The organism is Tardiphaga sp. 839_C3_N1_4 (assembly GCF_051811045.1).
Classification (GTDB): Bacteria; Pseudomonadota; Alphaproteobacteria; order Rhizobiales; family Xanthobacteraceae; genus Tardiphaga.
Genome location: NZ_JBPWQD010000001.1, coordinates 5453362 through 5466539 on the forward strand (window position 1 = coordinate 5453362; position 13178 = coordinate 5466539).

Consider the following 13178-nt stretch of genomic DNA (forward strand, 5'->3'; position numbering starts at 1 on the left):
CGATGACCCGGGGCCGGCGGGAGGTCACATCCGGTCTATTTTTGCACGGGAATGGCGGCGATCATGTCGAGCTCGACACGGGCGCCCTGGGTCGAGAGCTGGTTGATGCAGATGGTGGTGCTGGCCGGCGTCCAGTCGCCGAAATATTCCTTCATCACCTTCACCATACCGTCCTGGTCCCGGATGTCGGTCAGGTACTTCGTCACCTTGACGATATCGGTCCAGGTCAGCCCTTCGTGATCCAGGATCGACTGGATCGTCTGCATGGCGCGATGGGTCTGGTCCTCGATCGAATTCGGATGATCGTGCTCCTCCAGAACGTGGGGATGCTTGTGATAGAGCGGCGAGGGCGTCGCTCCGGAAATGAAAAGCATGCCGCAGGGCACTTCGACACGGATCGCTGGCGCATAAGGCATGTCCGGCTTCCGCTCCGGCATCGTCTGGATTTCCTTGACGTGCGGATTGGTGGGCGAGGTCGCAAAGGCCGGCTTGGCTGTCATGATCATTTCCTCGATGGCGGGCGTTGGTAACCTCGTGACCTTCTCGCGAGGTGGCATCCGGTCAACCCGTCACGAAGCGTGATGTCAAACTATCTTTTAGTCAAGATAAAATATCTTGGCGCAAAGATAGACGAATTTGCATATATTGGGTGCCCCGTGCCTATATGCTGATCAGCATGACTACCGATTCGATTGATGAGATCATTGCCGGCTGGAGCCGGCGGCGGCCCGACCTCGACGCCGGTCACCTCGACGTCGTCGGCCGGATTGTCCGGCTATCCGTGCATATGCGCAGCGCCATCGAGCCGGCGCTCGAGGAGCAGGGCTTCAATTGGGAATTGTTCGATCTGCTGCTGACGATTTACCGCCGCGAGGCCGACAGCAGTATCGGTGTTCGACCGACCGACCTCTATGCTGAGTGCCTGCTGTCGTCTGGCGGGCTCACCGCGCGGCTACGGCGTGCCGAGCAGGACGGCTTCATCGTCAGGCGCCAGGATCCGGAAGATGGCCGCGGTGCGCGGATCACGCTTACGGCCAAGGGGCGAAATTCCGTCGATAAGGCGATTGCGCAGCACTTCAAGCTGTCCCGTTCGGTCGACGAGGTCCTGACGGCCAACGAACGCCAAACGCTCACGCGGCTGCTGCGGAAACTTCTGATTTCGGTCGAAAAGCCAGATCTGTAACGGATCGCTTCTGAGCCCGCGTTCTCGGCAAATTCAGATCAGTCGCTGGCATTTTTCCATGCCACCGTCGCAGAGTGCGTCAAGTTTCGCTTAGCTTTGTCGGTGCCGTATTCTGACTTCTCTTTTGGCCGTGTCAGAAAAATCTGACGCACGTGTCTTGGTCGGCAGCTTGATTGCCGCGACAGAATCCCGCGCGAGCAAAACCGGCTTCAGCACGATCCGATCGTTTTGAACCGGTGTTCCCTTGATCATCGCAATAAGGATGTGAGACGCCTGCGTTCCCAGTTCCGCAGTCGGCGTACTGATGGTCGTCAGTGCCGGCGCTATCGCGTCCATGAACAGCATGTCGTTCATGCCGACCAGCGAGATGCTGCCGGGGCATGAAATGCCCCTGTTTCTCAGGTGCCGAAGGCAGCCTACGGCCAGCATGTCGTTGCCGGCCACAATCGCCGTAATATTGGGGTTCTCCGCCAGCAAACGTTCGCAGGCGAACTCGCCTTCCTCGACCGTAAAGGCCTCACCGAAGACGGCAGTGGGCACAACTCCGTCTTGAGCCAGAGCTTTGCAGGCGCGCCGGAAACCGCGATAGCGGTGGTAACCCGTCGACACGTTTTGCGGGCCGCCGACATGAGCAATCTGCCTGTGTCCACGTTCGGCGAGATGATGAACCGCCAGTTCCATTGCCTTCGCGTCGTCGACCCGGACGCTCGGTATGAATTCGCTTTCAGGATCGCGAAACACTGCGACCACGGGGATGTTGGCCTCGACGCAGGCCGCGATACCAGGATCGTTTCGCTCGAAGGTCGCTACGATCAGCCCCTCGACGCCTTGCTGGATGAAACGATCGATCAGCGCGGCCTGCCTGAGTGGATGGTTGTCGGTATTGCCGACGATGGTGACGTATCCAATCTCGGCGAAACTGTCTTCAATCGCGCGGACAATCGGCGGATGCACGGGGTCACCCAGATTCGAAATGATGACGCCAACCGTGCGAGAGCGCTGCGTGCGAAGCGCCGATGCCATCGCGTTCGCCCGATAACCGAGTTTCTTCGCGCAGGCCTCGACGCGCGCGATCATCTCCGGCGAGATCAGGTGACGCTTCTCGGGATTGAGGCCGCGCGAAACGGTCGACCAATGAACGCCGGCGCACTTCGCAACATCGATGATCGTCTTGCGTGATGTGCGGTCTTGCTGCGTCGATGAGTTCTTTTTGATCTTCTTGGGCATCGCCATCCAGCCTGCTCGCGCGCATCGCCGTGTCCGCTGACGATCTCGTGAGAATGCCTCATCTTGCACAAATTGACAAACGTGTGCAGAGTTTCTTGACAAACGTGTGCACGGGAATGATTGTAGCGAAAAATCCGCTGCATGCCCTGGTGCAATGCAGCAGAAGCGCGCTAACGGCGTCGACGATCAGGGATGGAAATGGTGGAGAGCTTCGTCTATCAGGCGGCGCCCATGCGGGTCGTCTTCGGCTCGGGACGGCTGGCAGATCTGGCCGCCGAGCTCGACCGACTCGGCATTAAGCGCGCGCTCGTTCTGACGACAGCCCAGCAGAAATCTCACGGCGAGCAGATTGCCATGCTGATCGGTGATCGCGCGGCGGGGGTCTATGCAGGCGCGGTGATGCATACGCCGGTTGATGTGACCGAACTTGCGATGGAGCAGGTCAAGGCTCTGCAGGCCGACGGCATCGTCGCGGTGGGCGGCGGGTCGACCATCGGGCTAGGCAAGGCGATCGCGCTGCGGACCGACCTGCCGCAGATCGTTGTGCCGACCAGCTATGCCGGGTCCGAGATGACGCCGATCCTGGGTGAGACCCGCGACGGGCTGAAGATCACGCAATCGAGTCCGAAGATACTCCCCGAAACGGTCATCTACGACGTCGACCTGACGCGCACATTGCCGCCTGCGTTTGCGGTGACGTCTGGCGTCAATGCCATCGCTCACGCTGTCGAAGCGCTCTATGCCCGCGATGCCAATCCGGTCGTGTCGTTGATGGCGGAAGAGGGTATCCGGCTGTTTGCGGGCGCGCTGCCGAAGCTTGCAGCTGGCGAGGACGACGCGGCGGCACGCGACGACGCACTGCGCGGTGCGTGGTTGTGTGGCGCCTGTCTCGGTGCGGTGGGCATGGGGCTCCACCACAAGCTCTGTCATACGCTGGGTGGCACATTTAATCTGCCGCATGCCGAAACCCACACGGTGATCCTGCCGCATGCGATGGCCTATAATGCTTCGGCTGTACCGGTCGCAGCGGCCCGCGTCGCGCGCGCGCTTGGCGCCGGACAGGCCGCGCAGGGACTGTTCGATCTCACGCAGGGTCTTGGTGCAAAAGTCGCGCTGCGCGACCTGGGAATGCCGAAGGACGGTATCGAGCGCGCCGCCGACCTCGCCGTCAGCAATGCCTACTGGAATCCGCGGCCGCTGGAACGCGATGCGATCCGCGACCTGATCGCGCGGGCTTGGGCGGGCGATCTTCCGGTCACGGCGGAGGCATTGCGATGACGGCGACACGCACGCTCATCAAATCCGCCACCATCCTGACAATGGACGACACGATCGGCGATCTCACGCAGGCCGATCTGCTGATTGATCGCGATCGCGTCGTCGACATCCGGCCGGGCCTCGATGCCGGTGATGCGGAGATCGTCGATGGTCGTGGCCGCGTCGTCATTCCGGGCCTCGTCAACGCGCATATGCATACGTGGCAGACTGCCCTGCGCGGCTTCTCCGCGAACTGGACGCTTCCCGAATATTTCCGCCGGATGCATGCGGGACTGGCCACGGTCTTCCGTCCCGAGGATATTCATATCGGTACGCTGATGGGCGCGCTGAACCAGATCAATTGCGGCACCACCACGCTGGTTGACTGGTGTCACAACAACCCAACGCCTGCGCACAGTGATAGCGCCGTCGCGGCGCTGAAGGAGAGCGGAATCCGTGCTGCCTTCTTCCACGGCTCGCCGAAACCGGAGGCGGCGCCGGGGCAGCCGCACTTCTCCGAAGTTCCGCATCCGCGCCACGAGGTCGAGCGCTTCCTGGCCGGGGCACTGTCTAACCGCAGCGACCGCGTCACCCTCGGCCTTGCGATTCTTGGTCCTCATTATTCGACCATGGATGTTGCCATCCATGATTTCGAACTGGCGCGTGAGTTCGATCTGATTGCCTCGATGCATCAGGGCGGAGGCCCGGCCAAGACGCCGGGGGGCTGGGCGAGACTGATTGCAGCTGGTCTCGTCGGTCCCGGCATCAACATCGTGCACGGCAACGATCTTCCCGACGATCTGCTGCGTCAGCTTGTCGATCTCGGCGTGTCGTTCTCGGTCACGCCAGAAAATGAAATGAATCAGGGCCACGGCTACCCGATCACCGGGCGGCTGTTGAAGCTGGGATCGCGGCCATCGCTCGGCGTTGATCTGGAATCCGTGCTGCCTGGCGACATGTTTAACGTGGGCCGCATCGCACTGTCGATGCAGCGCGCGCTGGACAATGCCGAGAATCGGCGGGCCACGGGCGCCATCCCGGCCGCCACGACAATCACGACGCGTGAGGCCTTGCGCTGGATCACCATCGAGGGCGCCCGCATGCTCGGGCGTGAAAGCAGCATCGGCTCGCTCACGCCGGGCAAGAAGGCGGATCTGGTCGTCATCAATGCCACGGACCTTAACCTCTGGCCGGTCCATGACCCGGTTTCGACGGTCCTGATGCAGTCCAGCATCGCCAATGTCGAGGCGGTCATGATCGACGGCATCTGGCGCAAGCGAGGCGGACGCCTGCTGGCGGATAACCTCGACCACAAAAAGAATGAGCTCGAGCGATCAGGCATGCGCATCGTCTCTGAGATCGAACGTCAGGAGAAAGCGGCATGACAACTCCGTCCAAAGATCAAGCACAGGCGGTAGCCTGGATCGGTGTTGGCAAGATGGGCTTGCCCATTGCCGGCCGCATGGTGGAGGCCGGTGTTCGTGTCACCGGTTACGACCCAAGCCAGCAGCGCATGGCGTTGGCGCAGCAGCTTGGGCTTCAGACGGCGAACTCCGCGGCAGGCGCCGCTGCAAACCACTCGATCATCTTCACATCGCTGCCCGATGATGCGGCGTTGCGTTCCGTGGTGCTCGGACCAGACGGCCTGCTGAACAAGCTGACACGTGGTGCGGTTCTGATCGAGACCAGCACGGTCAGCGCCGAAATATCAGCGGAGGTCGGCATCGCGGCGGAAGCAACGGGTGTCGCCTATCTGCGCGCGCCTGTGTCCGGCAATGCAGCGATCGCGCATACCGGCGCGCTGACCTGCTTCGTGTCGGGACCGCGCGACGCGTTCGATGCGGTTCAGCCGGTGCTGGCGACGTTCACGCGCGCGCAAACCTATCTCGGCGTGGCTGAAGAGGCGCGATTTGCCAAGCTCGCGGTCAACCTGATGATCGCGGTGTCCGCGGGAATGATGGCCGAAAGCCTCGCGCTGGCGCGCAAGGGCGGCATCTCCTGGCCGGATATCCTCAAGGTCCTGGACGACAGCGCGGTCGCTTCGCCGATGGTCAAGTACAAGACGCCGCCGCTTGCCACGCGCAACTTCGAATCCACCTTTTCGTGCCGGCAGATGGCCAAGGATCTCGACCTCATCATCGGCGCCGGTCATCACGTCGGCGTGCCGCTGCAGCTCGCAGCGCAGGTGCGGGAAATCTACGGATCGCTTGTTGCACAGGGAGATGGTGAATCCGACTTCATCGCCACTGTGCGCCATGTCGAGCGACTGTCGGGTCTCGGCGAACCGAAGCTTGGGTGAGGGGAGGCCATGCGGAATTTCAACGAGAACACCATTACCGACGCCGTACTGGATCGCATCACGGATGCTGGCCAGCCGCGGATCAGGCAGATCAGCGAGGCGCTGGTACGCCATCTGCATGCCTTCGTCCGGGAGGTTCGGCCAACCCAGAGGGAATGGGAGCAAGGCATCGAATTCCTGACGCGCACCGGTCACATGTGCGACGATAAGCGCCAGGAGTTCATCCTGCTTTCGGATACGCTCGGAGTGTCGATGCTGGTCGATGCGATCAATCATGGCGCCGAGAAAGGCGTGACGGACACGACCGTGCTCGGGCCGTTCTTCGTTCAGGCAGCCCCGGAGAAAAAGCTTGGCGAAGACATCTCCGGCGGCCTGGAGGGCGATCCGATGATCGTGACGGGATCGGTTTCCACACCTGACGGCAAGCCGATTGCTAATGCGACAATCGACGTCTGGCACTCGGACGATGACGGCTATTATGACGTCCAGCAGCTCGACAAGATCGGCGATCTTGCAATGCGCGCGCGGTTTCACGCTGACGCCGAGGGCCGTTTTCGGTTCTGGTCGATCAAGCCGGCGGCCTATCCGATCCCCCATGACGGGCCGGTCGGCGATATGCTCACGGCTCAGGGGCGTCATCCGTGGCGGCCTGCCCATGTTCACTTCATGATCTCGGCGCCTGGCTTCGAGCAACTGGTGACGCATGTGTTTGTCGCGGGCGACAAGTATCTCGACTCCGACGTCGTCTTCGGCGTCAAGGATACGCTCATTCGCGAATTCGCGCGGAAAGGTGCCGGCGAAGCTCCTGACGGGCGCATGCAGAACACGCCTTACTATCATTTGAATTACGATTTCGGTTTGAAGCCAGACGCCAATAAGGCGCATGCTGTCTAGCTAACAATGCGCATCACAGGCCGCAGAGCCTGAGCGCTGATATGGAAGGGGAGGATGCTATGGGAGCGCCAGTGAGCGCCGAGACGGCCGTGGTCCGTCTGAATGAGATCATTGGGGCGCGCGCGACAATTGCGCGCGGTGTGCTCGATGATCACGGCCGCAGCGAGGCCTATCATGCCAGTCGTCCACCGGATGTCGTGGTGTTTCCGGAGACCACGCAGGAAGTCGCTGAGATCGTGAAGCTCTGCGGCGAACTCGGCATGCCGGTCGTTCCATTCGGCGCGGGCACCTCGCTCGAAGGCAATGCGGCATCGGTGGCTGGCGGCGTCTGTATCGATTTTGCGCGGATGAACCGCGTGCTGCAGGTGCATGACAAAGACCTCGATGTCGTCGTGCAGCCCGGCATCACGCGCAAGCAACTCAACGCGCATCTGCGTGATACCGGATTGTTCTTTCCGATCGATCCCGGCGCCGATGCATCGATCGGCGGCATGACCTCGACGCGTGCGTCCGGAACCATGGCCGTCCGCTACGGCACCATGAAGGACAATGTGCTGGCGCTCGAAGTCGTGTTGCCGGATGGGCGGGTGATCCGCACCAGCCAGCGCGCCCGCAAGTCGTCAGCCGGCTACGATCTCACCCGGCTGTTCGTCGGTTCCGAGGGCACTCTCGGCGTGATCACCGAAATTACCCTGAAGCTGCATCCATGGCCGCAGGCGATCTCGTCCGCGGTCTGCAGTTTCGGCCGGCTTGATCAGGCGATCGATGCCGCAATTGAAGTGATCCAGTCGGGCATCCCGGTCGCGCGGATGGAGCTGCTGGATGAAGTCATGATGCGCGGCATCAACGGCTATTCCAAGCTCGGTTATCGAGAGGCGCCGACGCTGTTCTTCGAATTCCACGGCACCGAAGCGAGCGTCGCAGAGCAGGCCGAATTGGCGGAGGCGATCGCCGCCGAACATGACGGCCAGGGCTTCCAGTGGGCGCGGGCCGCTGAAGAGCGGACGAAGCTGTGGCATGCCCGCGACAACACGCTCTATGCGGGTCTCAGCCTGAAGCCGGGCGCCAAGGCCATGATCACGGATGTCTGCGTGCCGATCTCACGGCTGACGGAATGCCTGTCCGAAACCCGCCGCGATATCGATGCCAACGGACTGATCGCGCCCGTGGTGGGCCATGTCGGCGACGGGAATTTCCATCTGCTGATCCTGATCGATCAGGACAATGCCGACGAAGTCGCGCGCGCCAAGGCGCTGCATGCGCGGTTGGTGGCGCGGGCGATCGCGATGGAGGGCACCTGCACCGGCGAGCACGGCATCGGCACCGGCAAGATCGGATTCCTCCAGGACGAGCTCGGCGCCGCCGTCGATATCATGCGTGGCATCAAGGCTTCGATCGATCCGAAAGGCATGATGAACCCCGGCAAGATCTTCTTGCCCAATGCACCGGTGCTGGCATGACGCAACTCGCGCAGTCCAAGGCTGCCGTGTCGATCGTTCAAGCGGCGCCGCCGCTGTTCGAACTGCGCGGCATTTCCAAGGAATTCCCCGGAGTGAAGGCACTCGACGATGTGTCGTTCTCGGTCTGGCCAGGCGAGGTGCATATGCTGCTCGGCGAGAACGGAGCAGGAAAATCGAGTCTTATGAAAGTGCTGTGCGGGGCCTATCGCGCCGATAGCGGCTCGTTCCACTATAATGGCGAGACAGTCGAGATCGCGTCGCCAGCCGATGCGCAGAAGCTCGGCATCGCCGTCATCTTCCAGGAATTCTCGCTCGTCCCCTATCTCGACATCGCGCAGAACATCTTCCTCGGACGTGAGCCTGCTGGCCGTATTCCCGGCACCATCGACCGCAAGAAAATTCTGGCTGATGCCAGACGCGTGCTGGATTCGATTGGATTCGACATCGACCCGGCGATCCGGATCGAGAAGCTGGGCGTTGCCCAGCAGCAGATGGTGGAGATTGCGAAGGCCATCAGCCAGAACGCGCGAATTCTCGTGATGGATGAGCCGACGGCGGCGTTGTCCGATCGTGAGACGGAATTGCTGTTTGCGCTGATCGCGCGGCTCAAGGCGGATGGCGTTGCCATCATCTACATCTCGCACCGCATGGCGGAGGTGTTCTCGCTCGGCGACCGCATCACCGTGCTGCGCGATGGGCGTCGTATCGATGAGGTGAAACCCGGTGCCGTGTCATCGGACGATCTGGTCCGGATGATGGTCGGTCGCAGCGTCGATATGAGCTATCCACGGACCTTCGCCCAGGCGCCCGGCAAGGTCATGCTTGAGGTGAAGGGTCTCTCCTCTGCCTCGGGCATTGCGGGCATCGACCTGGTGGTGCGGCAAGGCGAGATCGTCGGGCTGTGCGGGCTGGTCGGCTCGGGGCGCACCGAAGTGGTGCGGGCCATTTTCGGAGCCGACAGGGCGACCGCGGGGCAGATCTTGTTCGACGGTCAGGAGAAATCCGGCGGTCCGGACGAAGCGGCCAGACTGGGGCTCGCGCTGATTCCGGAAAGCCGCAAGGCCGAAGGTCTGGCTCTGATCCGCTCCGTCGGAGACAACCTGATCGTTTCCGCGCTACGCAAGATCTTTCCGCGTGGCTTCTTCGATTACGGGAAATCCAGGCAGGTTGCCAATGATCTGATCCGGCAGTTGAGGATCGTGACGCCATCGGACAAGCAGGCCGTCGGTCTTCTGTCCGGCGGTAATCAGCAGAAGGTCGTCATCGGGAAATGGCTGGCGGCCGGCGCCAAGCTGTTCATCTTCGACGAACCGACAAGGGGCATCGACGTCGGGGCCAAAGCCGAGATCTTCGCGCTCATCGACCGACTGGTCGCGGACGGTGCCGCCGCGCTGATGATCTCGTCGGAGCAGGCAGAAATCTGCCACGTCTGCGATCGCGCCTATGTCATGTGCGACGGGCGGATCGCGGGTGAACTGGCTCGCCACGAACTGAGTGAGGAAAACATCGTGAAGCTGGGGATGCATCATGCGTGAACAAGCGATGGTACTAAACACCAATCCGCTTCAGCGGATTCCCGGCGTTGCCGTCATGCTGGTGCTGCTATGTGTTGTCTTCAGCCTGATGACGCCCGGCTTCCTGACGGTGCCGAATATTTCCAACGTGCTCGTCCAATCGACGATCCTGCTGATGCTGGCGCTGCCGATGACGCTGATCATCATGACCGAAGGTCTCGACCTGTCGATGGGCGCAGTGTTGACGCTGACCTCGCTGATCGTCGCCATTGTCGCCTTGGCCACTGGCTCGTTGCTGCTTGGCCTGCTTGCGGCTCTGGCTGTCGGAATCGTGTTCGGGACGATCAACGGCTGGCTGGTGGCCGTCGTCGGTATTCCTCCCTTTGTCGCCACGCTGGGCACACTCGGGATGGCGCAGGGGCTCTCGCTGATCGTCAGCGATGGCCAGAGCGTCGTCGGCATGCCGGCCGCCGTCCGCGGCGTCTATTCCGGGACGCTCGGCGGCGTTCCGCTTCCGATCGCACTGGGACTGGGAAGCTACCTTGCCTTCCACGGATTGCTCTACCACACGCGTTTCGGGACTTACATTTTCGCGCTCGGCGGCAACCGTGAAGCGCTGAAATTCGCCGGCATCTCGGCCCGACGCTTGCTGATCCTCGTCTACGCGCTCGGCGGCGCCATGGTTGGTCTGGCCGGTCTCCTGATGACCGCGCGGATGAACTCCGGGCATCCGACCGCTGGCCTCGGTCTTGAGTTCGATGCCATTGCCGCGGTTGCCGTCGGCGGCACGTCGTTCGAACGCGGCAATGGTTGGCTGCTCGGCACCTTGCTCGGGGTGGTCACGGTGGGTGTGTTGCGCAACGGATTGAATCTGCTGGCGCTGCCGTCTTCGATCCAGGTGGCAAGCGTCGGCTTGCTGGTAATTGCAGCCTTGTTCGTCGATGGATTGCGGAGCCGATCATGACCGATATCTCAAAGCCGATCACAGGCGGGCGAATGTTGCTCTCCGACGAGATGATCCAGGTGTTCTATCGCCTGCTTGCCGCGTTTCTGATCTGTGCGGCGCTGACCATCCTGACTAACTCGTTCTTCAGTCTCGGCAACATTCTCAACGTCCTGCGTCAGGCGAGTCTGCTGTTCTTCATTGCGTCGGGCCTGACCCTGGTCGTGCTGACAGGTGGCCTCGACCTTTCGATTGGTGCCAATGTCGCTATTTCTGCCTGCATTGCCGGAACGGTGATCCACCAGACGGGTTCACCGACCTTGGGGGGGCTGACAGGTATCGGCGTCGGTGGCGCGGTGGGGATGCTGAACGGCGTGATGGTGACGGCGCTTCGGATCCCATCCTTCATTGCGACCTACGGGATGCTGTGGGTGCTGCACGGCATCACTTACTGGTACATGGGCGGAGAGACCATGCACGGCTTCCCGGCTGGCTTTCGCCAGATCGGCAGTGGCTATTTTCTCGGTCTTCCGATCCCGGTCTATCTGCTGCTGGTTTTCCTCGCCATCGGAACCATTTTCGCGCAGCGCACCACGTGGGGACAGGAAATCTATGCCATCGGCGCCAACCCGGTTGCCGCGCGGTTGTCAGGCATTCCCGTCGCTCGCCGCCTTCTGCTCGTCTACACAGTGTCGGGTGCAATGGCTGGGCTCGCCTCGATCATCTTTCTTGCGCGACTAAACTCTGCCGAGGCCGACATCGGCGAAAGTCTGACACTCCCGGCGATTGCCGCGGTTCTGATCGGGGGCACCTCGCTGTTCGGTGGTCTCGGAACGGTGTTCGGTACGTTCGTCGGCGCACTCATTTTGACCCTGGTCCTCAATGGCATGAACCTGTTGTCGGTTAACGCGAGTTGGCAGCCACTGGTAACCGGCGTCATCGTCATTCTGGCAGTATGGCTGGATATGAAAACACGGCGCCGTGCGGCGTAAGTGTTCGATCTTAAAAACAAAACGGAGGGAACGACTATGAAGAAAGCCTTTGGCGCGCTTGCTGCACTGCTCCTGACGACATCACTCTCATCCCACGCGTTCGCCGACGGCGAGACGATCGCGGTGTTTACGAAAAACCAGACCAATCCGTACTTCCAGACAGTGCGGGTCGGGTCCGACGCAGCCGCCAAGGCGATGAAGGCAAAGACGCTGCATTATATCCCGACCAAGCCGGACAGCATCCCGGAGCAGCTCAGCCAGATTGAGGACGTGGTGGTGAAGAAGCCGTCGGCGATCGTCTTCATCCCGGTCGACTACAAGGCGATGGTCCCCGGTGTCGAGAAAATCAATGACGCAAAGATCCCGGTGGTCAACGTGACCGATCGTTCCGCCGGTGGCAAGTTTGTCGCCTTTGTCGGCGCCGATGACTACAGTCTGGGTCTGGAGACCGGGCGCTATCTGCTGAAGACGCTGGGCGGCAAGGGCAACTTTGTGATCATTGAGGGCGTCAAAGGATCCTTGACGAGCATCGACCGCGTCCGCGGCTTCAACGACGCCCTGAAGGAAAACCCGGGGGCCAAACTGCTTGCGTCGCAACCCGGTAACTATCAACGGCTGCAGGCGCTTCAGGTCATGGAGAATCTCATGCAGTCGAATACTCAGATCGACGGTGTGTTGGCTGCCAATGATGCGATGGCGATCGGTGCGATCGAGGCGCTCGATGGTGCCAATCGCAAAGCCCAGGTCATCGGCGTCAATGGCACCAAGGAGGCGATCGACGCGATCAAGTCCGGGAAATTGCTGGCGAGCGGCGACTACAATGGCTTCATGCAGGGATGCCTCGGCATGATGATCGCCATTCGTTCGCTGCGCAACGAGCCGGTGATCACCGAGATCGTTCTCAAGCCAACGGTGATCGGCAAGGAGAATTATCAGCCCTACGACGTGCCGCTGGAATCGCGGACCTGTCCGAGCTGGGACGAGGCTGCGAAGCTCGGCACTAAATAACATCTGTGCCACCAGGACGGTCGCCGCGGAACGGCGGCCGTCTTCTGCTTTTCAGGAGCTACGTATGCTGTTTGCCATCCATGCTGTCGATCATGCCGGCGCGCTTGACAGGCGCTTGTCTCACTACGAGGCTCACAAGGCCTTTTTGTCCGACACCTCGGCCTATGACGTGACGATCGTCATGTCCGGTCCGCTGACGGCCGATGACGGCCAGACCATGATTGGCAGTCTGTTTCTCGTCGAGGCCGCCGACCGCGCGGCGGTCGAAAGATTTCATCACGCCGATCCGTTCTTTGCCGCCGGCATTTGGCAGACGGTCACGATTACCGGCTTCCTGCGCCGACAGGGATAACCGGAATGGAGGCCGGCGCCCTGCCTGTCGGTGAGGCAGTCGTTCGGCA

13 protein-coding genes are annotated in these 13178 nt (G+C 61.5%); 11 read left to right on the forward strand and 2 right to left on the reverse strand.

The annotated features are described in order from the left end of the window. Window positions 1-35: 35 nt before the first annotated feature. A complete protein-coding gene (locus AB8A38_RS26150) occupies window positions 36-500 on the reverse strand; it encodes a RidA family protein (RefSeq protein WP_158550404.1) in 465 nt (154 codons plus the stop codon). A 176-nt stretch (window positions 501-676) separates the two neighbouring features. Here AB8A38_RS26150 and AB8A38_RS26155 point away from each other — a divergent pair, with 176 nt between their 5' ends. Then, the gene (locus tag AB8A38_RS26155; RefSeq protein WP_315843371.1) at window positions 677-1183 is read left to right on the forward strand and encodes a MarR family winged helix-turn-helix transcriptional regulator; all 507 of its coding nucleotides are present in this window, start codon (window positions 677-679) and stop codon (window positions 1181-1183) included. Between the two features lie 90 nt (window positions 1184-1273). On the opposite strand, the gene AB8A38_RS26160 is transcribed toward AB8A38_RS26155, so the two are convergent. After that, window positions 1274-2416, reverse strand: coding sequence for a LacI family DNA-binding transcriptional regulator (locus tag AB8A38_RS26160; RefSeq protein WP_439087899.1), 1143 nt, complete (start codon window positions 2414-2416; stop codon window positions 1274-1276). A 192-nt stretch (window positions 2417-2608) separates the two neighbouring features. Between AB8A38_RS26160 and AB8A38_RS26165 the strand changes: the two genes are divergently transcribed. The 10 genes from AB8A38_RS26165 to AB8A38_RS26210 all read left to right on the forward strand — a co-directional run bounded on the left by AB8A38_RS26165 (window position 2609) and on the right by AB8A38_RS26210 (window position 13129). Beyond that, window positions 2609-3688, forward strand: coding sequence for a maleylacetate reductase (locus AB8A38_RS26165; protein ID WP_439088611.1), 1080 nt, complete (start codon window positions 2609-2611; stop codon window positions 3686-3688). Further along, window positions 3685-5052, forward strand: coding sequence for an amidohydrolase family protein (locus tag AB8A38_RS26170; RefSeq protein ID WP_439087900.1), 1368 nt, complete (start codon window positions 3685-3687; stop codon window positions 5050-5052). Before AB8A38_RS26165 ends, AB8A38_RS26170 begins: the two co-directional genes overlap by 4 nt. Then, window positions 5049-5966, forward strand: coding sequence for an NAD(P)-dependent oxidoreductase (locus tag AB8A38_RS26175; protein WP_439087901.1), 918 nt, complete (start codon window positions 5049-5051; stop codon window positions 5964-5966). Before AB8A38_RS26170 ends, AB8A38_RS26175 begins: the two co-directional genes overlap by 4 nt. A 9-nt stretch (window positions 5967-5975) precedes the next feature. Continuing rightward, window positions 5976-6860 (forward strand): intradiol ring-cleavage dioxygenase, encoded by an 885-nt coding sequence (locus AB8A38_RS26180; RefSeq protein ID WP_439087902.1) that lies wholly within the window; start codon window positions 5976-5978, stop codon window positions 6858-6860. 59 nt (window positions 6861-6919) lie between these two features. Further along, window positions 6920-8320 (forward strand): FAD-linked oxidase C-terminal domain-containing protein, encoded by a 1401-nt coding sequence (locus AB8A38_RS26185; RefSeq protein ID WP_439087903.1) that lies wholly within the window; start codon window positions 6920-6922, stop codon window positions 8318-8320. Continuing rightward, the gene (locus tag AB8A38_RS26190) at window positions 8317-9855 is read left to right on the forward strand and encodes a sugar ABC transporter ATP-binding protein (protein ID WP_439087904.1); all 1539 of its coding nucleotides are present in this window, start codon (window positions 8317-8319) and stop codon (window positions 9853-9855) included. The genes AB8A38_RS26185 and AB8A38_RS26190 overlap by 4 nt, the downstream gene beginning before the upstream one ends. Continuing rightward, on the forward strand, window positions 9848-10798 hold the full coding sequence (locus AB8A38_RS26195) for an ABC transporter permease (protein WP_439087905.1): 951 nt from the start codon (window positions 9848-9850) through the stop codon (window positions 10796-10798). The genes AB8A38_RS26190 and AB8A38_RS26195 overlap by 8 nt, the downstream gene beginning before the upstream one ends. Continuing rightward, on the forward strand, window positions 10795-11769 hold the full coding sequence (locus AB8A38_RS26200) for an ABC transporter permease (RefSeq protein WP_439087906.1): 975 nt from the start codon (window positions 10795-10797) through the stop codon (window positions 11767-11769). Before AB8A38_RS26195 ends, AB8A38_RS26200 begins: the two co-directional genes overlap by 4 nt. Window positions 11770-11805: 36 nt before the next feature. Continuing rightward, window positions 11806-12777: a sugar ABC transporter substrate-binding protein gene (locus AB8A38_RS26205; protein WP_439087907.1), complete on the forward strand. Its 972-nt coding sequence runs from the start codon at window positions 11806-11808 to the stop codon at window positions 12775-12777. A gap of 64 nt (window positions 12778-12841) precedes the next feature. Then, a complete protein-coding gene (locus AB8A38_RS26210; protein ID WP_184511564.1) occupies window positions 12842-13129 on the forward strand; it encodes a YciI family protein in 288 nt (95 codons plus the stop codon). Window positions 13130-13178 lie beyond the last annotated feature (49 nt).